Origin of the sequence: Seohaeicola nanhaiensis (assembly GCF_042654245.1) — a bacterium.
GTDB classification, from domain to species: domain Bacteria; phylum Pseudomonadota; class Alphaproteobacteria; order Rhodobacterales; family Rhodobacteraceae; genus Seohaeicola_A; species Seohaeicola_A nanhaiensis.
Window position 1 is genome coordinate 107,710 of record NZ_JBHSGI010000024.1, and the last position, 26,456, is coordinate 134,165.

The window sequence follows — 26,456 nt, forward strand, 5'->3', positions numbered from 1 at the left end:
TTTTCCACGAGGGAGAACGTCTAGCCGAACCGCGGCGGCACCAGGCTCGACTGGAACCAGCTCACGAAACTCAGGATCGAGAAGACCGGCAGCCCGGTCGCCGCGCGGATATCGGCGGCATAGGGCACCATATTGGTGCATTCGAGCACGATGGCGCCCAGATCGGGGTTGGCATCCTTCAGCGCCAATGCCGCCGCGACATTGTCGGCGCGCGCCAGTTCCACGTCCAGCTCCAGCTCGTTGTCCAGGATCGCCCGGGTGAATTCGCGCCCGCCCTCGGTGGATCCGATGGGCGTGTCCTGCGGCACGCCGGCCTTGACCAGATGCATCGGCGTCAGGGTCGAGGCGGAGATGGTCAGCACACCCGCGCGTCGACCGGCAGGTAGCAGACGGTTCACCATCTCGACCTGCATCAGCGACGAGGTGGCGACCGGAACCCCCACCGCCGCAGCCAGCTCGTCCTGGAACAGCGACAGGAACCCGCAGTTCGTGGTGATCCCGTCTGCCCCGTCCGCCACCAGCGTGCGGGCGGCGTCGACAAAGGCGCCCAACATCCCCTCGGCGCCATGGCGCACCACCCGGTCGGGCGAGGCGCCCCGCACGATCCGGTAATGCACTGGAAAGGGCCAGGTTAGCGCATTCCCCATGTCTCCGGGGATGCGTGGAAACCGAGCCTCCAGCATCAGGATGCCTACTGCGGCGCCATAGACCGCCTTGCCGCCAACCGCCTTGGTCATGATATCTCCTCATCGGGAACGTAAAGCTGCGAATAGGCGATGCGCACCGCCTGCGCGGCATCCTCGCGACGCCGCTCGATATGGCCGCGCATGACCTGCGCCGCGGCAGCCTCATCGCCCGAGGCGATGGTCGCGGCAATCGAACGGTGCGCCGTGACACGCGCCGTCCGCGGCGTGCCGTCCTCCACCATCCGTTTCATGAACATCAGTCGGATAAAGCGCACGCGGTCGTTCAGGTTCTCGACCATGCGCCGCAACTCGTTGTTGCCCGAGAGCGCGGCGATCTCGAGGTGAAACGCTTCGTCCATGTCCAGCAGCCGCGCCGCGTCGTCGCTTTCAGCGTATTCCGCGGCCCCCGCCTCGACATGCGCGACCAGCCTGGCCAGTCCCGCGGCCCCCGCATTGCGCGCGGCCAGACGGGCGGTCTCGGTTTCCACGGCAACGCGCGCCTCGTAAAGCTCCATGACCAACCCGGGCGAAAGCGAGCGGCAGAAGAACCCGCGCCCGCTGCGGAAGGTCAGAAATCCCTCGGCCACCAGCCGGTTCAGGGCCTCGCGCAGTGGTGTGCGGCTGGCGCCCAGTTGCTGCGACAGGGCGCTCTCGTTGATACGTTCGTCTGGCTTCAACTCGAAATCCGCCGCCATCCGGCGCAGGGTCGCGTAGACACGGCTCACATTGCTGTCGGTTCTGGACATCTGCCGGCCTCCCTCACGGGCGAAATTACAAGGCGATTGACATGCGCGCAATCCTGCATATCAATCTGTATACAGCTGGACGGGGGACGACATGGACAACCGGATGACCGGGGCCGAAGCGGTGGTGCGCATGCTGCAGGCGCACGACGTGACGCATATGTTCGGCCTTTGCGGCGACACCACGCTGCCCTTCTACGACGCGCTCGCCCAGCTCGACCACGGCATCACGCACTATCTCACCCGCGACGAACGCCATGCCGGCTACATGGCCGACGGCTATGCCCGCGTGACCGGCAAGCCGGGCGTCTGCGAAGGCCCCTCGGGGGGCGGCGCGACCTATATCCTGCCGGGCGTGGTCGAGGCGAACGAAAGCTCAATTCCGATCCTGGCCATCACCACCGACGTTTCCACCGCCTCGCGCGGGCGATATCCGCTGACCGAACTCGACCAGAAGGCGCTCTTCGCGCCGTTGACCAAATGGAATGCCTCGCTAGACGACGCGGCGCGCCTGCCCGCCATGGTCCGCGCCGCCTTTCGCGCGATGACCACCGGGCGCCCCGGCGCCGCGCATCTGGCCTTGCCCTTCGACACCCAGAAGGCCCCGGTCGACCAGGCCGAGGTCTGGGCAGATCCGCGCCACCGCGCCTTCCCCGCCGAACGCGCCGCCCCCGATCCGGAGGCCATCGCCCAGGCTGCCGAGCTGCTCGCCGCCGCCCGTCGGGCGGTCGTCATCTGTGGCGGGGGTCCGGTGATCGCCGGCGCGTCCGCCGAACTCGCCGCACTCGCCCGCCTGCTCGACCTGCCGGTCGCAACCACCGTCTCGGGTCAGGGCGCCATTGCCGAGACCGATCCCCAGGCGCTGGGCGTGGTCGGCTCGAACGGAGGCAACCCGGCCACCCGCGCCGTCGTGGACGAGGCAGACTTGGTGATGTTCATCGGCTGCCGGGCCGGCTCGGTGACGACCGAGCGCTGGCGCTCGCCAAAGCCGGGCGTGAAGATCATCCATATCGACAGCGACCCCATGGTGATCGGCGCGAATTATTCGACCGACGTTGCCATCTGCGCCGACGCCCGTCTGGCACTGGCCGCGCTGGCGACGGAACTCGATGGCCGCGATCTGGCAGGGCAGGGCGGACAGGCCCGCGCCGCTGGAGCGTGGCAGGCCAAGCTTGCCGCCTTCGCGCCGCTCGCCACCAGCGACGAGCGTCCGATCCGGCCCGAACGGGTCATTGACGCCCTGCACGACCTTCTCGACGACGACGCCATAATCGTCGCCGATCCCGGCACGCCTTGCCCCTACTTCAGTGCGCATTACCGCTGGCGGCAGGCCGGACGCCATTTCATCACCAACCGCGCCCATGGTGCGCTCGGCTATGCGCTGGCGGCCTCGATGGGCGCGCACGCCGGCCGTCCCGACGTCAAGACAGTCGCGGTGATGGGCGACGGCTCCTTCGGTTTCTGCTGCGGCGAATTCGAAACGATCTGCCGCTACCGGATGCCGATCACCTCCATCGTCTTTTCCAACTCGGTCTATGGCTGGATCAAGGCGGGCCAGAACGCCGGCTTCGGCCAGCGTTTCTACAACGTCGACTTCAACCGCACCGATCATGCCGCCGTCGCCTCGGCCTTCGGTGTCAAATCCTGGCGGGTCGAGGATCCGGCCGAGCTGCACCGCGTCCTGAAGGAGGCGCTGGCCCACGACGGCCCCACGCTGGTCGACGTCATCTCGCAGCCGCTGCACGAGGCGGCCGCACCCGTCTCCGAATGGGTCGCCTGAACATGAGCCAGCCCGACGATATCATCTCGGGAATGGACCTCTGGCACTGCGCCCTGCCCGTAACAGGGCGGCGCGACCACGGCATCGGCAGCGTCGGTGGTGCGATCGAGGTCATCATCCTGCGCCTCACCACCGAAGGCGGTCTGGAAGGCTGGGGCGAGGCCTCGCCCTGGGTCGTCTTCACCGGCTCGCCCGAGGCCAGCTTCGCCGCGCTCAACCGATACATGCGACCCCATGTGGTCGGCCGCAAGGTTTCCGAACACGCCGAGATAATGGAGAAGGCCGCCCGCGCCGTGGTCCATTGCACCGAGGCCAAGGCCGCGCTCGACTCTGCGCTCTGGGATCTTGCCGGAAAGCTGGCGAGCCAACCGGTCTGGTCGCTGCTGGGCGGGCACGACCCGCAGCCGATCCCCCTATCATGTTCCATCGCCAATCCGGATTTCACCGCCGACAAGGCCCTGCTGACCCGCCTGCGCGACGACGGCGTACGGATCGTCAAGCTCAAGACCGGCTTCAGGGGTCACGCCTTCGACATGGAACGCCTCGACTATATCCGCGCCCATCACCCCGAGATGCGCATCCGCGTCGACTACAACCAGGGCCTGACCCGCGACGAGGCCCTGCAGCAGGTGCCGGAGGTTGCTGGGCTTGCCCCCGACTTCATCGAACAGCCTGTCGCCGCCGGCGACTGGGCGACGATGTCCGAGCTGCGCGCAAAGATCGACGTGCCGTTGCTCGCAGACGAAAGCGTCTTCGGCCCCGAGGACATGGTCCGCGCCATCCGCGAAGGCATCTGCGACGGCGTCTCGGTCAAGATCATGAAAACCGCCGGGCTGGAACGGGCCCGGCAGGTCGCTCACCTCGCAGCCCAGGCCGGTCTTCTGGCCTACGGCGGCGACATGTTCGAAACCGGCCTCGCCCACCTCGCCGGCGCGCATATGATCGCCGCCACACCGGAAATCTCGCTCGGGTGCGAATTCTACCAGGCCCGGTATTTCCTGGCCGAAGACCTGCTCGCCACGCCCTTCCCCTGCGACAACGGGCATGTCCGGGTTCCGGCCGGCCCCGGATTGGGACTTGTGCCGGACATGGACAAGGTTCAGAAATTCGCCATTGCGGCGGCCCCGAGGTGACCAGATGAACGACAGCCCCAAGACCGTTGCAATCGTCGGAGCGGGTATCGTCGGTGTCTCGACCGCCCTCTGGCTTCAGCGCGACGGTCATAAGGTCATCCTGATCGACCGCCGCGGTCCGGGCGAGGGCACCAGCCACGGCAACGGCGGCGTGCTCGCCTCCTGCTCGATCATCCCGGTCGCCGTACCGGGCCTGATCGGCAAGGCCCCTCGGATGCTCTTCGATCCGAACCAGCCGCTCTTCCTCAAGTGGAGCTATCTGCCCAGGCTTGCCCCCTGGCTCTGGCGCTACCTCAAGACCGCCAACAGCACCAGCGTCCGCCAACGAGCCGCCGCGCTCGCGCCCATCATCGGCGACAGCCTCGCCGACCACCAGGCGCTGGCCGCCGGCACCGGCGCGGAAAAATGGCTGATCCCCGCCGACTACCTCTTCCTTTACAACAATCGCGCACACTACGAAGGCGACGCCTTCGGCTGGGCCATCCGCAAGGAATACGGATTCGAAGGCGAAATCCTCGAAGGTGCCGCCTTTCGGGCCTATGACCCAGGCTTCAGCAGCGTGCTCGATCTCGCCGTTCGGATGCCCGATCACGGGCGCATCGCCGATCCCGGCCAATACGTGAAGGACCTCGCCGCCCATGCCGAACGCCAGGGGGCAAAGATCATCCGGGCCGAGGTTCAGGACATCGTCCGTGACGGCGGCCGCGTGACCGGCGTGCGCGCGGGGGGCGAGACCATCCGCTGCGATGCGGCCATTCTCGCCACCGGCGTCTGGTCGGTGCCGCTGACCAACAAGCTCGGCCTGCGGATCCCTCTGGAAAGCGAACGCGGCTATCATCTCGAACTGTGGGAACCTTCGATCATGCCGCGATCCCCGGCCATGGTCGCCTCGGGCAAATTCGTCGCCACCCCGATGGAAGGCCGCATCCGCCTTGCCGGCGTGGTCGAATTCGGCGGTCTCGACGCACCACCTTCGCGCGCGCCCTTCCGCCTGCTCGAACGCAATATCCGCGCCGCCATGCCCGGCCTCACCTGGAAGAAAACCGTCGAATGGATGGGCCACCGTCCCTCGATGGTCGACTCGATCCCCGTCATTGGCAAGGTGCCGGGCGTCGAAGGCGCTTTCCTCGGCTTCGGCCACGATCATGTCGGTTTAACAGGCGGTCCCAAGACCGGCCGCATCCTCGCGCAGCTGGTTTCCGGCCGCTCACCCAACATTGACCTTGCCCCCTACAGACCTGAACGATTTAACTGAAACCGGAAGGAGGCCGTCCGAGCCTCCAAACACCACAACAGGGAGACGACCATGAAGACGATTGCCAGACTGATGGGCGCAAGCGCCATGACCCTGGCCGGTGCCGTGACGGCACAGGCCGAAAAGTGGGACATGCCGATGGCCTATGCTGCCACGAACTTCCACTCCGAGATCGGCGCGGCCTTCGGCAAATGCGTGACCGACGGCACCTCCGGCGCGCTCGAGATCGTGACGCACCCCTCGGGCTCGCTTTTCGCTGGCAACGAGATCAAGCGCGCGGTGCAGACCGGCCAGGCCAATATCGGCGAACGCCTGCTGTCGGCGCATGAAAACGAGAACCCGCTCTACGGCGTCGACTCGATCCCTTTCCTCGTGTCCTCCTTCGACGAGCATGAAAAGCTCTGGAAGATCGCCGAACCCTACGTCTCCAAGGTTCTCGAAGGCGACAACCTGCACTATCTCTATTCGGTGCCATGGCCGCCGCAGGGCCTCTACATCAACAAGCCGATGACCTCGGTCGCCGATCTCAAGGGCGTCAAGTTCCGCTCCTACTCCACCGCCACCGCCCGCATGGCCGAGCTGACCGGCGCTCTTCCGGTGCAGGTCGAGGCGGCGGAACTCTCCCAGGCGCTGGCCACCGGCGTGGCCGAAAGCTTCATCTCCTCGGGCGCAACCGGCTATGACCGCAAGGTCTGGGAGCATCTGAGCCACTTCTACGAGGTCGATGCCTGGCTGCCGCGCAACGCCGTCTTCGTCAATATGGACGCCTGGAACGGGCTCGATGACGCGACCAAGAAGGTGATGAACGACTGTGCCGCCACCGCCGCAACCGACGGCCTGGCCAAGGCAAAGGACTACACTGCCTTCACCCTCAAGGGGCTCAAGGAAGGCGGCATGACCGTCGAACGCGCCGGGGATGAGCTGATGAACGGCCTCAAGGAAATCGGCGCCACGATGACCGAAGAATGGCTGGCAAAGGCCGGTGACGACGGCAAAGCCATCGTCGACGCCTACAAGGCCGGTAACTGACTCCGGACGACCGGACCGGGGCCAGAGAACTTCGCAAGATCTTTGGCCCCCCTTCCAGCAGTGCAACGCGGGGGTGAGCGATGCCGATTGCCAGGGTGCTGCGGCGCCTTCTTGATGGCCTGTACACTCTTGGCGGGGTGATCGCGGCCTTTTTCCTGGTCGCGATCCTCGTGCTGATCGTGCTGCAGATGCTGGCCCGATGGACGGGCCATGTCTTCCCCGGCGCCACCGATTACGCCGGTTACTGCATGGCGGGCGCGTCGTTCTTCGCCTTCGCCTATGCCCTGAACCACGGCGCCCACATCCGGGTGTCGCTGTTCCTCTCCGTCCTCGGGCGGAACCGCTGGTGGGGCGAGCTTTGGTGTTTCGGCATCGGTGCCGCCACGGCCACCTATTTTGCCTGGTACGCCATCAAGGGCACGCGCATCTCCCACCGGTTCAAGGAACTCAGCCAGGGCCTCGATGCCACCCCGATGTGGATACCGCAGCTGTCGATGAGCATCGGCACAGTCCTTCTGGCGATCTGCTTCTGGGATCACCTCATCCGCCTGATCTTCACCGGCTCCCACGGCATTGCCGAGGACACGGTCGAACAGGCCCACGCGGAATAGGGGCGCGTCATGGAACAACTGATCCCGATCGGCATCTTCCTCTTCGTCCTCTTCCTGCTGCTGGGCTCCGGCGTCTGGGTCGGCCTCGCGCTGATGGGCGTGGCTTACGTCGGCATGGAGCTCTTCACCTCGCGTCCGGCCGGCGACGCGATGATCACCAAGATCTGGACATCTTCGTCCTCCTGGACGCTGACGGCGCTGCCGCTTTTCATCTGGATGGGCGAAATCTTATATCGAACAAGGCTTTCCGAGGACATGTTCAGAGGGCTCAGCCCCTGGATGGCCCGCCTCCCGGGCGGCCTGATCCACACCAATATCGTCGGCTGCACCGTCTTCGCCGCAGTGTCGGGCTCGTCAGCCGCCACGCTGACCACGGTCGGCAAGATGTCGATCCCCGAACTGCGCAAACGCGACTATCCCGAAAGCATGATCATCGGCACCCTCGCCGGCGCGGCGACCCTGGGTCTGATGATTCCTCCCTCGCTCACGCTGATCGTCTATGGCGTCACCATCAACGAATCGATCACCAAGCTCTTCATGGCCGGTGTCTTCCCGGGCCTGGTGCTGGCGGCCATGTTCATGGCCTATGTCGCCATCGCCTCCTTCCTGAAACGCGATTTCAACCCGAAGCCCGAACCGGTCATGACCTTCGCGCAGAAGCTGAAGAACTCGCGTTTCCTTCTGCCGGTGATCTGCCTCATCCTCGTCGTCATCGGCTCGATGTATCTCGGCTTTGCCACCGCGACCGAGGCGGCGGCCTTCGGCGTCATCGGCTCGCTGATCCTGGCGGCGGGGCAGGGGTCGCTCTCCCTCTCGACCTTCACCGAAAGCCTCATGGGCGCCGTGCGCACCTCGGCGATGATCGCCCTGATCCTCGCCGGCGCCGCTTTCCTCTCGCTGTCGATGGGTTTCACAGGCCTGCCGCGCGGGCTGGCCGACCTGATCGCCTCGCTCGAGCTGACGAAGTTTCAGCTGCTGATGGCGCTGCTGGTCTTCTACATCATCCTCGGCTGTTTCCTCGACGGCATCTCCTCGGTCGTACTGACCATGGCGGTGGTCGAACCGATGATCCGTCAGGCCGGCATCGACATCATCTGGTTCGGCATCTTCATCGTGGTGGTCGTCGAGATGGCGCAGATCACGCCGCCCATCGGCTTCAACCTCTTCGTGCTGCAGGGGATGACCGGCCATCAGATGACCTTCATCGCCCGCGCCGCGATTCCGATGTTCTTGATCATGGTGCTGATGGTCTTCGTTCTGATCTTCTTCCCCGAGCTCGCCACCTGGCTGCCCGACAACATCCGCCAGCGCCCGGGCGCCTGAGGCGATGCCTCTCCTGGTGATGGCGGCCCGGCACGGCCGGCTGCTTCTGGTCGCCGGGCTGGTGGCGGGGCTGGTGCTCCAGGATCTGGCCCAGGCGATGCGCGCCTGGCTGCCGGTCATGGTGGCCGGGCTGATCTTCATCGCGGCCTTCCGAATCGGGCATCGGCAGGCGGCGACTTCGCTCGGGGAGCTGCCCCGGCTGCTCGGCGCGGTTCTGGCCTTTCAGGTCGCGGTCCCGGTCATCGTCGCGCTTGTCTTCCTCGCCCTCGGAATGGCCGACACGCCGCTGGCGGTGGCGCTGACCCTGATGACCGCCGCGCCCTCGGTCGCCGGATCGCCCAATCTCACCGTCATGGCCGGCGGACCGCCAGTGCCGGCCCTGCGCCTCGTCATCGCGGGCACGGCCCTGCTGCCGCTGACGGTGTTCCCGGTGTTCCTGCTGACTCAGGGCCTCGGCGGACCTGCCGCGCTGGTCTGGGTCTCGCTGCGCCTGACCGCGATCATCCTGGCCGCCGCCACCTTCGCCTTCTGGCTGCGCGCGCGCTGGCTGCCCACGCCGGACGCGCGCCAGGTTCAGGCCATCGACGGCGCTTCGGCCCTGCTGATGGCGGTGATGGTCATCGGGCTGATGTCCGCCGCCGGCCCGGCGCTGACCCACGAGCCGGCGCGCTTCTTCACCTGGCTCGCCGCCGCCTTTGCCGCCAACTTCGGGCTGCAGCTCCTCGCCGGAGCACTGCTCAGGGGCCGCCCGGACCGGACGCCGCTCTCGATCATCGCGGGCAACCGCAACATCGCGCTGTTCCTCGTGGCGCTGCCGCCCGAGATCACCACGCCGATCCTGCTCTTCATCGGCTGCTATCAGATGCCGATGTATCTGACTCCGCTACTGATGCGCTGGTATTACCGCTAGAGCGCGCCGTCTCTTCCTCTTGCCGGAAATATCCTCGGGGGGACCGGGGGGCAGACAGCCCTCCGGCTCAGCCGACCTTTGCCTCGATCACCTGCCAGATCTTCTCGGCCACGTTGATCCCGTCGAAACGTTCCAGCTCCTGGATGCCGGTGGGCGAGGTCACGTTGATCTCGGTCAGGTAATCCCCGATCACGTCGATCCCCACGAAGACCTGACCCTTCTCGCGCAGCAATGGCCCGATGGTATCGCAGATCTCGCGGTCGCGCGCGGTCAGGCCGATCTTCTCGGGCCGCCCGCCCACATGCATGTTTGACCGCGTCTCACCCGCCTTCGGCACCCGGTTGATCGCGCCGACCGGCTCGCCGTCGACCAGGATCACCCGCTTGTCGCCCTGCGCCACCGCCGGCAGGAACTTCTGCACGATCAGAGGCTCACGCGAAAAACCGGTGAACAGCTCGTAGAGCGAGGCCAGGTTGCGGTCGTTCTCGTCCAGCCGGAACACGCCGGCCCCGCCATTGCCGTAAAGCGGCTTCAGGATGATGTCGCCGTGGCGCGCCTTGAAGGCGCGGATGGTGTCCAGGTCGCGCGCGATGGTCGTGGGCGGCGTCAGGCCCGGAAAATTCAGCACCAGCAGCTTTTCGGGATAGTTGCGCACCCAGAACGGGTCGTTCACCACCAAAGTCGTCTGCTTCAGCCGGTCGAGCAGATGGGTCGAGGTGATGTAATGCATGTCGAAGGGCGGATCCTGACGCAGCCACACCACGTCGAAATCGGCCAGATCCACCTCGCGGCTCTCGCCCAGGATTGCGGGGGCAGCCGGGTCCCGCTGGACGGTCATGTCCTGCCCGCGCGCGGTGATGCGCCCTTCCTGATAGGCCAGCTGGTCCGGGCCGTAGTAGAACAGCGAATGCCCCCGCTTCTGCGCCTCTTCGGCGAGGCGGAAGCTGCTGTCGGCATTGATGTTCACCGTAAGGATCGGGTCCATCTGGAAGGCGATTTTCATGGCGGTTCCCCTGTGTTCGGCCGCATTCATGGCGCAGGCGCGAGGGGGGATCAATGGCGATCAGGTCTCGCCGAAGGCGTTTTCGATGATCCGGAAGGCGCCGGTGGCGTTCACCAGCGCCACGTCAAACCGCATGTTGGTCATCAGCCCGTTCGGTTCCCCGGCCAGAAACTGCTCCGCCGCCGCGCAGATCCGGCGCATCTGGTGACGGCACAGGGCGTCGGCGGCCCGGGCAAAATCGCTGCTTTTCTTGACCTCGACAAAGACCAGCCCGTCCTTGTCGCGCGCGATGATGTCGATCTCTCCGCCGCCCGCGCGCCAGCGCCGCGCGGCCAGCGCAAAGCCGCGCCGCTGATAGTCTTCGGCGATCCGCTCCTCCGCCGAGGCGCCCGCCTCATAGGCCAGCTTCCCGCGCAGCGCCTTCTGCATCATCCCTTCCCCAGCGTCAGCGCCATCTGATAGACCTTGCGGCGTGGCAGATCGTGCAGCCGCGCCACAAGATCCGCCGCATCGCGCAGGCTGTTCCCCTTCATCGCCTCGATCAGATCCGCTTCTACGTCGGATTCCCTAATTTTCACCGAACGCCCGCGGTCGACCACCAGCACGATCTCGCCCTTCACCGGCGCCCCCTCCAGCGACCGCGCAAGCTCCCCCAGCGGCAGGCGGCGAACCTCCTCGAATTTCTTCGTCAGCTCACGGCACAGCGCGGCGGGGCGCTCTTCGCCCAGCACCTCCGCCATGTCGGCCAGGGCCGCCGCCACCCGCTGCGGCGATTCGTAGAACACAAGCGTGCCGGGGATCTGGGCCAGCTCTTCCAGCCGCGTGCGGCGCGCCGCCCGGGCCGGGGGCAGAAATCCGCCGAAGAAGAACGCGTCGGTTGGCAGCCCCGCCAGCGCCAGCGCGGTGGTCAGCGCCGTCGCACCCGGCGCCGCCGTGACCGGATGACCCGCCGCCGCCGCCGCGCGCGCCAGGTCGAATCCCGGATCGGCGATCAGCGGCATCCCCGCTTCCGAGGCATAGGCGACCGATCGCCCCTCGGCCATCGCCTCCACAAGCCGTGCGCGCACGCCTTCTCCGCTATGGTCGTGATAGGCGATCACCCGCCGCCCCTCCAGCGGCACGCCGTGGATGTCCATCAGATGGCGCAGGCTGCGGGTGTCCTCCGCCGCCAGCACATCGGCCGAGGCCAGGGTGTCCAGCGCGCGCAGGGTAATGTCCCGCGCGGTCCCGATGGGTGTGGCGACAAAATGCAGGCCCGGAGCCAATTGTACCTTGCGGTGATTCAATGCTGGACCCGCCTTCGCTGACGTCTATTATTCCGGACCGACCAGCACGCGGTATCAAAGCCGCGCGATCCGAGGGAGAGAGTTCCATGTTCGCTGTTTTTTCCAATGCCCGCAAGGCGGCCCTTGTCGGGCTGACACTGATCGCCGGCGCCCTGCTTTCCGCCTGTGATGTCGCCACAGGTACAGGTGGCCCGTCCATCGACACCTCCGCGCCTGTCCCCGTCGCGCTGCTCGTGCCGCGCGGTTCGGCCCAGCCCGGCGACGCAATCCTCGCGGTCAGCCTCGAAAACGCCGCCCGTCTTGCGATCGCCGACCTGCAGGGCGTCAAGATCGACCTGCGCGTCTATGACACCGCGGGCGACGCGGGCACTGCCGCCACCGTGGCCAGCCAGGCCGTGGACGAGGGCGCCCGGATCATCCTCGGACCGGTCTATGCCGAATCCGCCAATGCGGCCGGCCTCGCCGTGCGCAACCGCAACGTCAATGTGCTCTCCTTCTCGAACAACGCCTCGATCGCCGGCGGCAACGTCTTCATCCTCGGCCCCACCTTCGAGAACACCGCCACACGCATGGCCAACTACGCCGCCTCCCATGGCAAGCGGAACATCGTCGTGGTCTATTCGACCGACCTCGCCGGCACTGCTGGCCGCGACGCCTTTCAGGCCGCCGCAACCCGGGCCGGCGCACGGATCGCCGGGGCCGTACCTTTCGAGCTTTCGCAGCAGAGCGTGATCGCCTCGGTGCCCCGCATCAAGGAAACCGTCTCCAGCACCGGCGCCGACGCGCTGTTCCTGACCGCCAACACCGCCGGTGCCCTGCCGCTCCTGTCGCAGATGCTGCCCGAAGCCGGGGTGTCGCCCTCTGCCGTGCAGTACATCGGCCTCACCCGCTGGGACATCCCGGCCCAGACGCTCGAGCTTCCGGGCGTGCAGGGCGGATGGTTCGCGCTGCCCGACCCGAACAAGGCCGCGCTCTTCAACAGCCGCTACGCCGCCGCCTATGGCGCCGCGCCGCACCCGATCGGCGGCCTCGCCTATGACGGCATCGCCGCCATCGGCGCCCTTGTCGGTGCCGGCAAGGCGAACGCGCTGACCGGCGCTGCGCTCACCCAGGGGGCCGGTTTCCAGGGTGTCGGTGGCATCTTCCGCCTGCGCTCGGATGGCACCAACCAGCGCGGCCTCGCCGTCGCGACGATCCAGAACAAGCAGGTGGTAGTGATTGACCCCGCCCCGACAAGCTTCGCGGGTCCTGGCCTCTGAGCCAGCGGTCCAGGCCCCCGAACTCGCGCTGATCTGCGACGATTCGCGGTCCATCTTCGATGTGGACGCCGTCACCGCCGCGCTCGACGCGCTGGCGGTCGACGCGCTGCCGCCACTCGAAATGAGGGCCGAGACCGTCCGCATCCTGCGCGAGGCGAACCAGACCGGGCGCGCGGCGATTGCCGACGCCTTCGCCAAGGCGCCCTTCAACGCCGAGGCACTCACCCGCTCCTACGCCTGGCTGACCGACTGTCTGGTCATCTCGGCGCTGCGGGTCGCCCGCACCCGCCTGCACCCGCTGCCCAACCCCACTGCCGCCGAGCGCATCGCCCTGATCGCGGTCGGTGGCTATGGACGGGGCGAGATGGCGCCCTTCTCGGACGTCGACCTGCTGTTCGTCACCCCCTACAAGATCACCCCCTGGGCCGAGAGCGTCATCGAATCGATGCTCTACATCCTCTGGGATCTTCGGCTGAAGGTCGGCCACGCCAGCCGCACCATCCGCGAATGCGTGCGCCTTGGCCTCAGCGATTTCACCATCCGGACCGCGCTGCTCGAACATCGGTTCCTGACCGGCGACGGCCGGCTCGCGGCCGAACTCGACAAGCGCCTCAAGGCCGACCTCTTCGCCCACGACGCCCGTGCCTTTCTCGAGGCCAAGCTCGAGGAACGCGCCGCGCGGCACGCCAAGTTCGGCCAGCGCTATGTGGTCGAACCCAACGTCAAGGAAGGCAAGGGCGGGCTGCGCGATCTCCAGTCGATGTTCTGGATGGCGAAATACGTCCACGGCGTGGACGACGCCGCCGACCTCGTGCCGCTCGGCGTCTTCCGGCGCGAAGAGTTCGAACGCTTCCGCCGCGCCGAAGACTTCCTTTGGGCCGTCCGCTCGCACATGCACCTGCTCGCCGGCCGCGCCACCGAACAGCTGACCTTCGACCTCCAGGTCGAGGTGGCCGAGCGCATGGGCTATCAGGACAAGGCGGGCCGCCGGGGGGTCGAGGTCTTCATGCAGGACTATTTCCGCCACGCGACCGCGGTGGGCGACCTGACCCGCATCCTGCTGACCAAGCTCGAGGCGATCCACGTCAAGCCCGCGCCGCTGCTCGACCGCATCTTCCAGCGCAAACGCCGCGCGCGCGAGGGTTACGAGGTCATTCACAACCGTCTGGCGATCAGCGATCCCAAGGAGTTTCTTGCCGATCCGGTGAACATCCTGCGCCTTTTCGACGAAGGTCTGCGCACGGGCATGCTGATCCACCCCGACGCCATGCGGCTGGTCACGGCCAACCTCCACCTGATCGACGACGAGATGCGCAACGACCGCGAGGCGGCGAACATCTTCATGGGTCTGCTGCTGAAACACGGCAACCCGGAACGCGCCCTGCGGCGGATGAACGAGCTGGGCGTGCTGGCAGCCTTCCTGCCGGAATTCGAGCCCATCGTCGCGATGATGCAGTTCAACATGTATCACAGCTATACGGTGGACGAGCACATCATCCAGTGCATCCGCAACCTCGCCCAGATCGAAAAGGGCGAACTGCGCGAATCCCTTCCCATTGCCTCGGGCATCCTCAAGGAGGGCGTGAACCGCAAGGTGCTCTACCTTGCCGTCCTGCTTCATGACATCGGGAAGGGCCGCAGCGAGGACCATTCGATTCTCGGCGCCCAGATCGCCCGTCGCGTCGCCCCGCGCCTCGGCCTCAACAAGGCTGACAGCGAAACGGTGGAATGGCTGGTGCGCCACCACTTGCTCATGTCCGACATGGCGCAGAAACGAGATATCGCCGACCCGCGCACCGTGCGGGACTTCGCCAAGGCGGTGCAGACGGTCAAGCGGATGGACCTGCTCACTGTTCTGACCGTCTGCGACATCCGCGGTGTCGGCCCGAACACCTGGAACAACTGGAAGGCCGCGCTCATCCGTGCGCTGTACCGCCAGACGCGGCGCGCGCTGGAAGAGGGGATGGAGGCGCTCAACCGCGAGAACCGCGGCACCGAGGCCAAGCGTCTTCTGCGCGAGGCGCTGCCCGACTGGCCCAAATCTGCGCTCAAGACCGAGACGTCGCGTCACTATCCGCCATACTGGCAGGGTCTGCACGTCACCGCCCATGTCGATTTCGCCCGCATGCTGCGCGAACTCGAAGAGGCTAACGATCCCGGGAAGGTTCTGATCAACCTGCACCCGGACGAAGACCGCGACGCGACCCGCGTCTGCTTCGTGATGGCCGATCATCCCGGCATCTTCGCACGCCTCGCCGGCGCGCTGGCCCTCGTCGGCGCGAATGTGGTCGACGCGCGCAGCTATACCACCAAGGACGGCTACGTGACCGACGCCTTTTGGATCCAGGACGCCGACGGCCATCCCTACGAGGCCGCGCGCCTGCCGCGTCTGGCGCAGATGATCCACAAGACGCTCAAGGGCGAGGTGGTCGCCCGCGACGCGCTGAAATCCCGCGACAAGATCAAGAAGCGCGAGAAGGCCTTCAACGTCGCCACTCACATCTCCTTCGACAACGACGGGTCGGAAATCTACACGATCATCGAGGTCGACACCCGCGATCGCCCGGGCCTGCTCTACGATCTGGCGCGCACCCTGGCAGCCAGCAACGTCTATATCGCCAATGCGGTGATCGCGACCTTTGGCGAGCAGGTGGTCGATACCTTCTACGTGAAGGACATGTTCGGCCTGAAATACCACTCCGAAAGCAAGCAGCGCTCGCTGGAGGCGAAGCTGCGCAAGGCGATCGAGGAAGGGGCCGCCCGCGCCCGAGACTGACAGGTTCGGCAGAGCGGGTGCAGACGATTGCGCCCGGCTGTTTCCGAAAGGCGACAAGCCCCGATCCCAGGACAACGCAAAGCCGCGAACGAATGTCGCTTTTGATCGCACCCATGGTCCCCGCGGGGTATAGACCCATGCACGGATCATTCGGAGTGACGGTGCGATGACTGTTCAGGACGGCAAGGGTATTTGGAAATCGGGCAAGGGCAAGGGCCGCCACGTTCCCAAGGGGCGCCAGCTTGACGACGCCGCACTCGCCGAGGTCCGTGGCCTGCTGGGCGATGCACCCCGGCGCCGAGACCTGCTGATCGAATTTCTCCACCTGATCCAGGACGCCTATGGCCACCTGTCCGCCGCGCACCTGCGCGCACTGGCCGAGGAAATGCGCATCGGTCAGGCCGAAGTCTGGGAGGTCGCCTCCTTCTACGCCCATTTCGACCTCGTCAAGGAAGGCGAGACGCCGCCGCCGGCCCTCACGATACGTGTCTGCGACTCCCTTTCCTGCGAGATGGCCGGCGCCCGGCAGCTGAAAAGCGCGCTGGAAAAGGGGCTTGATCCAGCCAAGGTCCGCGTCCTGCGCGCGCCCTGCATGGGCCGCTGCGCCGCGGCTCCCGCACTCGAAATCGGGCACAACCACATCGAACATGCCACGCCCGAAAAGGTGCAGGCGGCAATCGACGCACAGGATATCCACGCTTATATCCCCAGCTACGAAACGCTGGAAGATTACCGAGCCGCAGGCGGTTACGCCGAACTCCTGAACCTGCGCGCGAAGGGCGACTGGGAAGAAGTGCAGGCCACCGTCGCCGCCTCCGGCCTGCGCGGTCTCGGGGGTGCCGGTTTCCCCTCGGGCAAGAAGTGGGGCTTCGTCCGCGCCCATCCCGGCCCGCGTTACCTGGCGGTAAACGGTGATGAGGGCGAACCCGGCACCTTCAAGGACCGCTTCTATCTCGAAAGCCAGCCTCATGGTTTCCTTGAAGGAATGCTCATTGCCGCCTGGGCGGTCGAGGCGCAGCGCTGTTTTATCTACATGCGCGATGAATATCCTGCGGTGATCGAGATTTTGCGCAGGGAAATCAGAGCTTTGGAAGATGAAAACCTTGTGGATAAAGGCTTCGTTGAACTGCGTCGCGGCGCGGGTGCCTATATCTGCGGCGAAGAGAGCGCGATGCTCGAATCCATCGAAGGCAAGCGCGGTCTCCCGCGCCATCGCCCGCCCTTCGTCGCCGAGGTTGGCCTCTTCGGCCGCCCGACTCTTGTCCACAATGTCGAAACGCTTTTCTGGCTCTCGCAGATTGTCAGGGAAGGACACGAAGTCCTTTCGTCGACCCAAAAAAACGGCCGCACCGGCCTGCGTTCCTATTCCGTCTCCGGCCGCGTCCGGTCTCCTGGTGTCTACCTTTTGCCCGCCGGTTCGACGATGAGGGACATTATCGAGGCCGCTGGCGGAATGCTCGAAGGCCATGTCTTCAAGGCCTATCAGCCCGGCGGCCCCTCCGCCGGCCTGTTGCCGGCCTCGTTGTCCGACATTCCGATGGATTTCGACCAGCTGCAAAAACACGGCACCTTCATCGGCTCCGCCGCCATCGTGGTCCTCTCCGACCACGATTCCGCCCGCGCTGCCGCGCTCAACATGCTGCGCTTCTTTGAGGACGAAAGCTGCGGCCAGTGCACCCCCTGCCGCGTCGGCTGCGAAAAGGCGGTCAAGCTGATGGAGGCCGACCGCTGGGATACCGCGCTGCTGGAGGAGCTCTGCCAGACGATGGCCGATGCCTCCATCTGCGGTCTCGGGCAGGCCGCGCCGAACCCGATCCGCCTGACCATCCGGCATTTCCCCGACGAAATCTGACCCCGCACGTTCCTACAGAGCACTTTTTACCACCGCCACCCTCTCCAATCCGGTCAGAAACGCCCCGACCGCTTTCCAATCGCCGCGAAGCGCATTAGGTGAAGGCAAGACCCTGCGGAGACGACTATGGCGTTTTTCCAGAAGCTGAAGGATCGGCTGTTCAACTCCTCCTCGAAACTCGACGAGGGGTTGGATGCCATTGTCGGCGATGGCGGCGACACCGAACCTGCCGCGCCTTCCGCGCCTCCTGCCGCGACCCCAGCCCCCGCCGCCCGGTCCGAACCTTCCCGCCCCGGTCTGCTCGGCCGGCTCATGTCGCGCGCCGCGCCGCAAACTGTGGTCCGTCGAACCCTGGACGACGAGATGCTCGAACAACTGGAAGAGCTGCTCATCGCCGCCGACATGGGGGTCGACACCGCGCTGCGTGTCACCGCCAACATGGCCGAGGGTCGGATGGGGCGGAAACTCTCCTCCGACGAGATCAAGCAGATCCTCGCCACCGAGATCGCCCGCATCATGGAACCCGTGGCGCGGCCGATGCCGCTCTACCCCAAGCGCCCCCAGGTGGTGCTGGTGGTCGGCGTGAACGGCTCGGGCAAGACCACCACCATCGGCAAGCTGGCCAGCCAGTTCCGCGCCGCGGGCAAATCGGTGATCATCGCCGCCGGCGACACTTTCCGCGCGGCGGCCGTCGAACAGCTTCAGGTCTGGGGCGACAGGGCAGGGGTCCCGGTGCTGACCGCGCCCGAAGGTTCCGATCCCGCCAGCCTCGCGTTCGACGCGATGACAAAGGCCCAGACCGAAGGTGCCGACCTCCTGCTGATCGACACCGCCGGACGGCTGCAGAACCGTCAGGACCTGATGGAGGAACTGGCCAAGATCGTCCGCGTCATCCGCAAGAAAGACCCCGACGCGCCGCACAACACCCTGCTCGTGCTGGATGCCACCACGGGCCAGAACGCGTTGAATCAGGTCGATATCTTCCGCAAGATCGCCGATGTCTCCGGGCTGGTGATGACCAAGCTTGACGGCACCGCCAAGGGCGGCGTTCTGGTGGCTCTGGCCGACCGGTTCGGCCTTCCGATCCATGCCATCGGCGTCGGCGAGCAGATCGACGACCTTGCGCCCTTCGACCCCGAGGAATTTGCCGCCGCCCTGACCGGACTGGACCTCACCGCTTGAGTTATTCCTCTTTGTCTCTCCAGCCCATCCGGCGTTCCACCCATCCCAGCAGCAGCAATATCCCGAAGACGAGCGCCGTCGCGAGCCCGGCCAGCGCTTCCTGCCCTGCGCCGCAGGCCAGCCCGATCGCGCCAGCCAGCCACATGGAAGCGCCTGTTGTGATGTTTCGCACCCGACCGCCCGAGGTGAAGATCGCGCCCGCGGCCAGAAACGCGACCCCGGCAGTCACCGCCTCGATCAGGCGCAGCGGATCGACCCGCATCGACTCGCGCGGGCCGAAATCCAGCGTGGCGAGGTTCTGGCTGACCAGGATGAAAAGACAGGCCGCCATCGAAACCAGCATATGCGTTCGCAACCCGGCCGGCTTGCCGCTCGCCTCGCGCTCCAGACCGATGACCGCGCCGAGAAACAGCGCAACCCCCAGCCGGATGGCCGATTGCTCGACCGGGACCACGGAAAACCCGCCGGTGATTTCTTCCTTGATGATCTCGAGCATGCCGTACCCCTCGCAACGAAACGCCAACGTCCATCGGCGGTTCCGCCGACGATGAGCGCCTGGCTGATCTCGCTCGAAGGCACCGAGGCCGGCCACACTCTGGCCATGGTTCTCGCCCTGTTGGCCGCCTTCCTGCACGCCGTCTTCGGAGCGCTGCAGAAGGGGCGGCACGATCCTTGGCTCACCCGCGGTGCCATTGACGCGAGCTATGGCCTGATCGCCGCGCCCTTCGCGTTTTTCGTTGTGCCCTGGCCCGAACCGCATATGTGGGCGATCTTCTTTGGCGCCTTCGTGATCCACGTCGCTTACAAAATGCTTCAGGCGCAGGCCTATACCAAGGGCGCCTACACCGTGGTCTATCCCGTGGTGCGCGGCACTGGCCCTCTGTTTGCCGTCATCGGCGCGCATTTCCTGTTCGACGAGGTCTTCACGCTGACCCAGTGGCTGGGTATCGCGGTCCTGCTCGCCGGCATCTTCGGCCTGGCTGTCTACAACCTGATCTACCTTCAGGCCGCGCGCGACACGCTTCATGTCGCTCTTGCGCTGGCGGTCGTGACCGGCCTCTTCGTTTCGCTCTACACGACATACGACGCCTACGGCATTCGCTCCACGGCCGATCCATTCACCTTCCTCGCCTGGTTCTTCATGATCGACGCGCTGGTAATGCCCGTGATCGCCGCGCTGCGCTGGCGCAACATGACCATCCGCCCGGCCGTCGCGCCGCTGATGCTGCGGGGAGTCATCGGCGGAATCATCGCCTTCGGCAGCTTCGGCTCGGTGATGCTGGCGACACGACTCGACAAGGTGGGCGAAGCGGCGGTATTGCGCGAGACCTCGACGGTCTTTGCCGCTTTGATCGGCTGGATCGTCCTCAAGGAAACCGTCGGGCCACGGCGCATCGCGCTGATGACCCTGATCGCGCTGGGCGCGGTGATTGTCGAAATGGGAGGCTGATAGGCCCGATGGCACAAACGGAAAAGGCAGTGAACACCTGGGTGAAACAGGCGCTGGAACTTGGTCCCACGATCCTGTTCTTCCTGATCTACCTGTGGATCCGCGACAATACCTACACCTTCCATGGCGTCGAATATTCGGGGTTCATCGTCGCCACCATCGTCTTCGTGCCCATCCTTCTCGCCGCGATGGCGATTCTGTGGAAACTCTCGGGCAAGCTCAGCCGCATGCAGATCTTCACCGCCTTCATGGTGATCTTCTTCGGCGGGCTCACCGCCTGGTTCAACGACGAGCGTTTCTTCAAGATGAAGACGACCATCGTCTATGGCGTCTTCGCGGCTCTGCTCGGCATCGGCCTGCTGCAGGGCAAATCCTATCTCTCCTATGTGATGGGCGAGCTGATCCCGATGCAGGAGGAAGGCTGGATGATCCTGACCCGCCGGCTCTTCGTCGCCTTCCTGGTGCTGGCCGCGGCGAACGAATTCGTCTGGCGCACCATGTCGACCGACCTCTGGGTCAAGATCGAGACCTTCGCCTTTCCGCTCGCGCTCTTCGGCTTTCTCTGGTGGCAGATCGTGGCGCTCCAGCGCTACATGATCGACCCCGACGACACCTCTGCCTGAGCGCGTTCCGCGCGGCGGCGCCTGCGGCGCCACGCCTTTTGTCTCGTCTCCGGCCTCACGGCCTCCGCCTCGGACGCCGGGCCTTGCGGCCCGTCGCTTTGCCTCCGGCGGAGGTATTTTCAGAACCAGAGAAGAGCAGGGGCCCGTCTCAGCGGCGGAACAGGATGGCCTGCGCCTCCTTGCCCTGTGGCGCCGGGCTGCGCAGCTCCTCGTGCAGCGCGCGGCCCCTCTGCACCGCCGGGCGGCTGCCGACCGTCTCGATCCAGCGCGCGAAATGCGGCTTGTCCGAGATGTCCTGTTCCTGCCGCTTCCACAGGTGTGCCCAGGGCCAGATCGCCATGTCGGCGATGGAATAGTCCGGGCCGGCGACATAGGCATTGTCGGCGAGCTGCCGGTCCAGCACGCCGTAAAGGCGCGCCACCTCGGCGCGATAGCGGTCTCGGGCATAGGGCAGATCCTGCGGCGGATCCATCTGCGGCGCGTAGTGGATGAAATGATGCGCCTGCCCCGCCATCGGCCCAACGCCGCCCATCTGCCACATCAGCCACTGATCGACCGCCACGCGCGCCCGCTCGGTGGCGCCGCCGAAGGTGCCGGTCTTGCGCGCCAGATACTGCAGGATCGCGCCGCTCTCGAAGATCGAGATCGGCGCCCCGTCCGGCCCGTCGGGGTCGACGATCGCCGGCATCCGGTTGTTGGGTGAAATCTTCAGGAAGTCCGGTGCGAACTGTTCGCCCTTCGAGATGTTCACCAGATGGGTGCGATAGTCGAGCCCCATCTCTTCCAGCGCGATGGAGATTTTCCAGCCATTCGGCGTGGGCCAAAAATACAGGTCGATGGTCATATGCGTCCTCCTGCGCCGGATCATCGCGGATCCGGCTGCCGGCGCAAGCCGGCAGTTGTCGTGCCGCGCGGCAGACCCATGACCTGCCGCAAAATCGGTCAGCCGGCTGTCACAACGCCCGCCAGCCGATATCGCGCCGGCAGAAGCCCTCGGGCCAGTCCACCGCATCGACCATCGCATAGGCGGCGGCATGGGCCTCGGCCAGCGTCGCTCCCCGCGCGGTCAGGTTCAGCACCCGCCCGCCATTGGCGACGACCCGGCCGTCCTTTTCGGCGGTCCCGGCGTGGAAACACATCTGCCGTCCGGTCTCGGGCAGGGCGTCCAGCCCGCCGATCACGCTGCCCTTCTCATAGGCGCCGGGATAGCCGCGCGCGGCCATCACCACGGTGATCGCGTGATCGTCGGCCCAGTTGACCCGCATCGTATCCAGCCGCCCCTCGGCCACCGCGTGCATCAGATCCATCGCCTGCGCGCCCAGCCGCATCATCAGCACCTGGCATTCAGGATCGCCAAAGCGCACATTGTATTCCACCAGCCGCGGCTGACCGTCCTTGATCATCAGCCCGGCATACAGAATGCCCTGATAGGGCATCTCCCGCCGGGCCATCTCGGCCATGGTCGGACGCACGATTTCGTCCAGCGCCTTGGCGGCGATCTCATCGGTCAGCACCGGCGCCGGGGAATAGGCGCCCATACCGCCGGTGTTCGGCCCGGTATCGCCCTCGCCAACCCGCTTGTGATCCTGCGCCGTGCCCATCGGCAGCACCGTCTCGCCGTCGCAAAGCACGAAGAACGACGCTTCCTCGCCCTCCATGAATTCCTCGATCACCACCTCGGCCCCGGCCTCGCCGAACGCGCCGCCGAAGATCTCGTCGATGCCGTCCAGCGCCTCGGTCTCCGTCATCGCCACGATGACCCCCTTGCCGGCCGCCAGCCCGTCGGCCTTGATCACGATCGGCGCGCCCTGGGCGCGCACGTAGTCCTTGGCCGGCCCGGCCTCGGAAAACCGCGCCCAGGCCGCGGTAGGCGCACCCGCCGCGTCGCAGATCTCCTTGGTGAACCGCTTGGAGGCCTCCAGCTGCGCCGCCGCCGCCGAAGGGCCGAAGACCAGGAAGCCCGCCTCGCGCAGCCGGTCCGAGATTCCGGCCGCCAAAGGCGCCTCGGGTCCGACGATCACGAAGTCGATGGCATTGGCTCCGGCAAATTCGACGACCTCGGTGGCGTCCAGAATATCCAGCTGCGCGCATTGCGCGATCTTGGCGATCCCGGCATTGCCGGGCGCCACGATCAGCTTGTCGCATTTCGGATTCTGCATCACCGCCCAGGCCAGCGCATGTTCGCGCCCGCCGCCGCCGAGAATGAGGATATTCATGCGCCTGCGCCCCCGTTGCCGTTTCTGGCGCCTGCTTAGGCGGCAAGGCAGGGATAGGCAATAACCCGCGGAACAGGGAACGCCCGGTCGCCCAGGCACGTTGTGGGGGCAGGAAACATCATCAATAAAGACAAGGAGAGCATCATGCCCCGCATCCAAGGGAAGAAAATCGCCATTCTCGCCACCAACGGTTTCGAGCAGTCCGAGCTGGAATACCCGCTCCGCGCGCTGCGCGACGCGGGCGCCGAGGTTCATGTCGTCTCGCCCGAGTCGGGCGAGATCAAGGGCTGGGATAACAAGGACTGGGGCGATGCCGTGCCGGTCGACCGCGCTCTCTCGGACGCCTCGGCCAGCGACTACGACGCACTCGTCCTGCCCGGCGGGCAGATCAACCCTGACCTGCTGCGCGTCAACGAAGAGGCGCTGTCTCTCGTGCGTGCCTTCTGGGAGGCCGGCAAGCCGATCGGCGCCATCTGTCATGCCCCCTGGCTGCTGGTCGAGGCGGGCGTTATCGCCGGCCGCCAGGTGACCTCCTACAAGTCGATCCGCACCGACGTGCGCAATGCCGGCGGTCTCTGGGAAGACAGCGAGGTTGTCTGCGACCAGGGTCTGGTCACCAGCCGCCAGCCAGATGACCTGCCTGCCTTCTGCTCCAAGCTGATCGAAGAGATCGCCGAGGGCAAGCACCAGCGTCGCGCGGCCTGAGATGGACGGGCGGGCCTATCGGCCCGCCCGTTCCGCCATCCATTCCGCCGCTGCGGTCAGCTGATCCGCCGGAAGTTCCTGAGCCAATGTGGCAACGAGCTCCGACAGGGTCACTGCCTGAAGTTCCCGCCGCCACGCGGCGTCCGCCTGCCACATCACCCGCGCGATCTGACAGGGCCCCCTGGGCTTGTGATCCTCCGCCAGGCAGGGGGAATTGCACCGGATTTCCGTGCAGGCAAAGCTTCGACCCGCGCCCTCGACCGCCTCCACCACGTCGAGAAAGCTGATCTCCGCAGCCGGCCGACCCAGCCGGTAGCCGCCCGAAGGGCCCAGCGACCCCTCGATAAGCCCCGCCTGCGCCAGATTTTGCAGCGCCTTCGAGAGGTAGTCCTTCGGCACGCCATGAAATTCGGCCAGCACACGTGTCGACAGGCGCGCGCCCTCGGGCAGCCCGGCCAGGACTGCACAGCAATGCAGCGCCCATTCAACCTGATTGCGCAGCTGCATCAGGCAAGACCTGCCTTCGACAGCCCCAGCGCCGCATCCGCAGACCCCGGCACCGGCGTGAAGGCCGCAACCAGGCGATTCCAGCCGTTGATCGCCACCACCGCGAAGGTCAGCTCGGCCAGCAGCGCCTCGCCGAAGATGCCGCGCATCCGTTCGAACATCGACGGCGGGATGCCTTCGGCCGGCAGCCGGGTCAGCGCCTCGGTCCATTCCAGCGCCGCCCGCTCGCGCGCGTCGAACAGCGGCGATTCCCGCCAGACGGCGACGTGATGCAGCCGCAGTTCGCGCTCTCCGGCCAGCCGGGCGGCCTTCACATGCATGTCCGTGCAGAAGGCACAGCCATTCATCTGCGAGGCGCGCAGGTTGACCAGTTCACGCATCCCGACCTCCAGCGCCTTGCCGCCAGCCGCCCGGCTGAAAGCCATGTAGGCCCGCGCCGGATCCGGTGCCGCCGCGTTGTAATCCAGTCTCTGAGTCATGATTCTTTCGCCTTATTGCGGATATTAGATATCTATATAGATATTTAATATCCTTAATTAGAGTCAATCGCCTTTCGCCCCTTTTCCTCGCCGGCGCGCTGGGGCAGACTCGCCGCATGGATCTGATCGACGACCCGGCCCCCGGCCAGAACACACCCGAATACAGCGTCTCGGAAATCTCGGGCGCGGTGAAACGCACGCTCGAGGGCGAATTCGGCCGGATCCGCGTGCGCGGCGAGGTCGGGCGCGTGTTTACGGCGCGGTCCGGGCACCTCTACTACGACATCAAGGACGACCGCAGCGTCCTAGCCTGCACCACCTGGAAGGGGCAGATCTCCCAGCTCTCGGTCGTCCCGGAAGAGGGGCTCGAGGTCATCGTCACCGGCCGCCTGACCGCCTTCGGCGCGCAGTCGAAATACAATCTCAACGTGGAAGAGGTGGCCGTCGCGGGGCAGGGCGCCCTGATGGCGCTGCTGGAAAGGCGCAAGAAACAGCTCGCCGCCGAAGGACTTTTCGATGCCGCCCGCAAGCGGAAACTGCCCTTCCTGCCCGAGATCATCGGCGTCATCACATCGCCGCAGGGCGCGGTGATCCGCGACATCCTCCACCGCCTGCGCGACCGCTTCCCGCGCAAGGTTCTGATCTGGCCCGTCGCCGTGCAGGGCGCCAACTGCGCCCCCGAGGTCGCCCGTGCCATCGAAGGCTTCAACCGCCTCACCCCCGGCGGGGCGATGCCGCGCCCCGATCTGCTGATCGTCGCCCGGGGCGGCGGCTCGGTCGAAGACCTCTGGGGCTTCAACGAGGAAATCGTCGCGCGCGCCGCCGCCGCCTCGGCCATCCCGCTGATCTCGGCAGTCGGTCACGAGACCGACACAACCCTGATCGACTTCGTCTCGGACATGCGTGCGCCGACGCCGACGGCCGCAGCCGAACTGGCCGTGCCCGTGCGGGTAGACCTGATCGCATGGGCCGACAGCATGGGCGCGCGCCTCGTCCGCGCCGCCTCGGTCGGCGTGCGCTTGCGCCAGCAGCGCCTTGCCGATCTCTCCCGTGCGCTGCCGCGCAAGGAAAGCCTGCTGGACACCGCGCGGCAGCGTTTCGACCGCACCGCCGACCGGCTCGACGGCGCGCTGACCACGGGCGTTCAGCGCCGCCGCCTGCATGTCTCCGAGATCGCGGGTTCGCTGCGCCCCGGCCTGCTCAACCGCATGATTGCGGCGCAACGCAACGCCTTCCAATCGCGCGCCCGCAGCCTGCGTCCCGCCCAGCTCCAGACCCGCCTCAGCGCAGAGCGTGACGCGCTGGCCCGGCTGGCACGCCGCCTGTCTATCGCCGCCAGCGCCCAGCACCAGCATCGCGTCACGGCACTCGCCAGCGCCGACCGGATGCTCGCCACCCTTGGCTATCAGGCGACGCTGGCCCGCGGCTATGCCGTCGTGCGCAGCGGCGGCGACCTCGTGACCACCCGCGCCGATGCCGCCCGTCACGCAACGCTGGAAATCGAATTTGCCGATGGCCAGATCGACGTCGCGCAGACCGGCGCTCGAACTGTGCGCAAACCGAAGGCCGAACCGCCGCCGGGCGGGCAGGGTACTCTGTTCTGAATCGCCCCGCCGGTGAAACCGGTGCGCCGCAGTTTGTTCAATGA

Annotated in this window: 25 protein-coding genes; 15 read left to right on the forward strand and 10 right to left on the reverse strand. The window is 66.3% G+C overall.

Features of this window, described 5'->3' with window-relative positions:
* Positions 1-20: 20 nt before the first annotated feature.
* Both ACFO5X_RS14970 and ACFO5X_RS14975 read right to left on the reverse strand, forming a co-directional pair.
* Positions 21-737 (reverse strand): aspartate/glutamate racemase family protein, encoded by a 717-nt coding sequence (locus tag ACFO5X_RS14970; RefSeq protein ID WP_380718277.1) that lies wholly within the window; start codon positions 735-737, stop codon positions 21-23.
* The gene (locus ACFO5X_RS14975; RefSeq protein WP_380718278.1) at positions 734-1,432 is read right to left on the reverse strand and encodes a GntR family transcriptional regulator; all 699 of its coding nucleotides are present in this window, start codon (positions 1,430-1,432) and stop codon (positions 734-736) included. The genes ACFO5X_RS14970 and ACFO5X_RS14975 overlap by 4 nt, the downstream gene beginning before the upstream one ends.
* A gap of 91 nt (positions 1,433-1,523) precedes the next feature.
* Here ACFO5X_RS14975 and ACFO5X_RS14980 point away from each other — a divergent pair, with 91 nt between their 5' ends.
* The 7 genes from ACFO5X_RS14980 to ACFO5X_RS15010 all read left to right on the forward strand — a co-directional run bounded on the left by ACFO5X_RS14980 (position 1,524) and on the right by ACFO5X_RS15010 (position 9,470).
* On the forward strand, positions 1,524-3,209 hold the full coding sequence (locus tag ACFO5X_RS14980) for a thiamine pyrophosphate-binding protein (RefSeq protein WP_380718279.1): 1,686 nt from the start codon (positions 1,524-1,526) through the stop codon (positions 3,207-3,209).
* 2 nt (positions 3,210-3,211) lie between these two features.
* The gene (locus tag ACFO5X_RS14985; RefSeq protein WP_380718280.1) at positions 3,212-4,342 is read left to right on the forward strand and encodes an enolase C-terminal domain-like protein; all 1,131 of its coding nucleotides are present in this window, start codon (positions 3,212-3,214) and stop codon (positions 4,340-4,342) included.
* Positions 4,343-4,346: 4 nt separating this feature from the next.
* Positions 4,347-5,597 carry an NAD(P)/FAD-dependent oxidoreductase gene (locus ACFO5X_RS14990; protein ID WP_380718281.1) on the forward strand — a complete coding sequence of 417 codons (1,251 nt, stop codon included), beginning with the start codon at positions 4,347-4,349 and terminating at the stop codon, positions 5,595-5,597.
* A 51-nt stretch (positions 5,598-5,648) separates the two neighbouring features.
* Positions 5,649-6,626, forward strand: coding sequence for a TRAP transporter substrate-binding protein (locus ACFO5X_RS14995; RefSeq protein WP_380718282.1), 978 nt, complete (start codon positions 5,649-5,651; stop codon positions 6,624-6,626).
* An 80-nt stretch (positions 6,627-6,706) separates the two neighbouring features.
* Positions 6,707-7,237, forward strand: a complete 531-nt coding sequence (locus ACFO5X_RS15000) for a TRAP transporter small permease (protein WP_380718283.1) — start codon at positions 6,707-6,709, stop codon at positions 7,235-7,237.
* A gap of 9 nt (positions 7,238-7,246) precedes the next feature.
* Entirely contained in the window at positions 7,247-8,560 is a 1,314-nt protein-coding gene (locus ACFO5X_RS15005) for a TRAP transporter large permease (protein ID WP_380718284.1), read from the forward strand.
* A gap of 4 nt (positions 8,561-8,564) precedes the next feature.
* A complete protein-coding gene (locus ACFO5X_RS15010; RefSeq protein ID WP_380718285.1) occupies positions 8,565-9,470 on the forward strand; it encodes a hypothetical protein in 906 nt (301 codons plus the stop codon).
* Between the two features lie 67 nt (positions 9,471-9,537).
* Here the strand turns inward: ACFO5X_RS15010 and gshB are convergent, their stop codons facing one another.
* Genes gshB through rsmI form a run of 3 tightly spaced genes read right to left on the reverse strand, consistent with a single transcriptional unit; the run spans position 9,538 to position 11,759 of the window.
* Positions 9,538-10,473 (reverse strand): glutathione synthase, encoded by a 936-nt coding sequence (gene gshB / locus ACFO5X_RS15015; RefSeq protein WP_380718286.1) that lies wholly within the window; start codon positions 10,471-10,473, stop codon positions 9,538-9,540.
* Positions 10,474-10,533: 60 nt separating this feature from the next.
* Positions 10,534-10,902, reverse strand: a complete 369-nt coding sequence (locus tag ACFO5X_RS15020) for a YraN family protein (protein WP_380718287.1) — start codon at positions 10,900-10,902, stop codon at positions 10,534-10,536.
* On the reverse strand, positions 10,902-11,759 hold the full coding sequence (rsmI, locus tag ACFO5X_RS15025; RefSeq protein ID WP_380718288.1) for a 16S rRNA (cytidine(1402)-2'-O)-methyltransferase: 858 nt from the start codon (positions 11,757-11,759) through the stop codon (positions 10,902-10,904). Before rsmI ends, ACFO5X_RS15020 begins: the two co-directional genes overlap by 1 nt.
* Before the next feature lie 86 nt (positions 11,760-11,845).
* On the opposite strand from rsmI, the gene ACFO5X_RS15030 reads away from it, so the two are divergent.
* The 4 genes from ACFO5X_RS15030 to ftsY all read left to right on the forward strand — a co-directional run bounded on the left by ACFO5X_RS15030 (position 11,846) and on the right by ftsY (position 18,828).
* Positions 11,846-13,018, forward strand: a complete 1,173-nt coding sequence (locus ACFO5X_RS15030) for a penicillin-binding protein activator (protein ID WP_380718289.1) — start codon at positions 11,846-11,848, stop codon at positions 13,016-13,018.
* Positions 12,978-15,794 carry a [protein-PII] uridylyltransferase gene (locus ACFO5X_RS15035; RefSeq protein WP_380718293.1) on the forward strand — a complete coding sequence of 939 codons (2,817 nt, stop codon included), beginning with the start codon at positions 12,978-12,980 and terminating at the stop codon, positions 15,792-15,794. Before ACFO5X_RS15030 ends, ACFO5X_RS15035 begins: the two co-directional genes overlap by 41 nt.
* A 166-nt stretch (positions 15,795-15,960) precedes the next feature.
* Entirely contained in the window at positions 15,961-17,646 is a 1,686-nt protein-coding gene (locus ACFO5X_RS15040; RefSeq protein WP_380718296.1) for an NAD(P)H-dependent oxidoreductase subunit E, read from the forward strand.
* Positions 17,647-17,772: 126 nt separating this feature from the next.
* Positions 17,773-18,828 carry a signal recognition particle-docking protein FtsY gene (ftsY, locus tag ACFO5X_RS15045; protein ID WP_380718298.1) on the forward strand — a complete coding sequence of 352 codons (1,056 nt, stop codon included), beginning with the start codon at positions 17,773-17,775 and terminating at the stop codon, positions 18,826-18,828.
* A 1-nt stretch (position 18,829) separates the two neighbouring features.
* Here the strand turns inward: ftsY and ACFO5X_RS15050 are convergent, their stop codons facing one another.
* Positions 18,830-19,324 carry an MgtC/SapB family protein gene (locus ACFO5X_RS15050; protein WP_380718301.1) on the reverse strand — a complete coding sequence of 165 codons (495 nt, stop codon included), beginning with the start codon at positions 19,322-19,324 and terminating at the stop codon, positions 18,830-18,832.
* Positions 19,325-19,375: 51 nt separating this feature from the next.
* Here ACFO5X_RS15050 and ACFO5X_RS15055 point away from each other — a divergent pair, with 51 nt between their 5' ends.
* Together ACFO5X_RS15055 and ACFO5X_RS15060 are read left to right on the forward strand one after the other, a co-directional pair.
* Positions 19,376-20,278 carry an EamA family transporter gene (locus tag ACFO5X_RS15055; protein ID WP_380718303.1) on the forward strand — a complete coding sequence of 301 codons (903 nt, stop codon included), beginning with the start codon at positions 19,376-19,378 and terminating at the stop codon, positions 20,276-20,278.
* An 8-nt stretch (positions 20,279-20,286) separates the two neighbouring features.
* Positions 20,287-20,901, forward strand: coding sequence for an inner membrane-spanning protein YciB (locus ACFO5X_RS15060; RefSeq protein ID WP_380718305.1), 615 nt, complete (start codon positions 20,287-20,289; stop codon positions 20,899-20,901).
* 148 nt (positions 20,902-21,049) lie between these two features.
* Here the strand turns inward: ACFO5X_RS15060 and ACFO5X_RS15065 are convergent, their stop codons facing one another.
* Together ACFO5X_RS15065 and purD are read right to left on the reverse strand one after the other, a co-directional pair.
* The gene (locus ACFO5X_RS15065) at positions 21,050-21,745 is read right to left on the reverse strand and encodes a glutathione S-transferase N-terminal domain-containing protein (RefSeq protein WP_380718307.1); all 696 of its coding nucleotides are present in this window, start codon (positions 21,743-21,745) and stop codon (positions 21,050-21,052) included.
* A 109-nt stretch (positions 21,746-21,854) separates the two neighbouring features.
* Complete coding sequence (gene purD / locus ACFO5X_RS15070; RefSeq protein WP_380718310.1) at positions 21,855-23,117, reverse strand: phosphoribosylamine--glycine ligase; 1,263 nt, start codon at positions 23,115-23,117, stop codon at positions 21,855-21,857.
* A gap of 144 nt (positions 23,118-23,261) precedes the next feature.
* On the opposite strand from purD, the gene ACFO5X_RS15075 reads away from it, so the two are divergent.
* Complete coding sequence (locus tag ACFO5X_RS15075; protein WP_380718312.1) at positions 23,262-23,822, forward strand: type 1 glutamine amidotransferase domain-containing protein; 561 nt, start codon at positions 23,262-23,264, stop codon at positions 23,820-23,822.
* A gap of 15 nt (positions 23,823-23,837) precedes the next feature.
* On the opposite strand, the gene ACFO5X_RS15080 is transcribed toward ACFO5X_RS15075, so the two are convergent.
* Together ACFO5X_RS15080 and ACFO5X_RS15085 are read right to left on the reverse strand one after the other, a co-directional pair.
* Complete coding sequence (locus ACFO5X_RS15080; RefSeq protein ID WP_380718314.1) at positions 23,838-24,329, reverse strand: RrF2 family transcriptional regulator; 492 nt, start codon at positions 24,327-24,329, stop codon at positions 23,838-23,840.
* Entirely contained in the window at positions 24,329-24,808 is a 480-nt protein-coding gene (locus tag ACFO5X_RS15085; protein ID WP_380718316.1) for a carboxymuconolactone decarboxylase family protein, read from the reverse strand. Before ACFO5X_RS15085 ends, ACFO5X_RS15080 begins: the two co-directional genes overlap by 1 nt.
* Before the next feature lie 116 nt (positions 24,809-24,924).
* Between ACFO5X_RS15085 and xseA the strand changes: the two genes are divergently transcribed.
* A complete protein-coding gene (xseA, locus tag ACFO5X_RS15090; protein WP_380718318.1) occupies positions 24,925-26,412 on the forward strand; it encodes an exodeoxyribonuclease VII large subunit in 1,488 nt (495 codons plus the stop codon).
* The last annotated feature ends 44 nt before the right edge of the window (positions 26,413-26,456 follow it).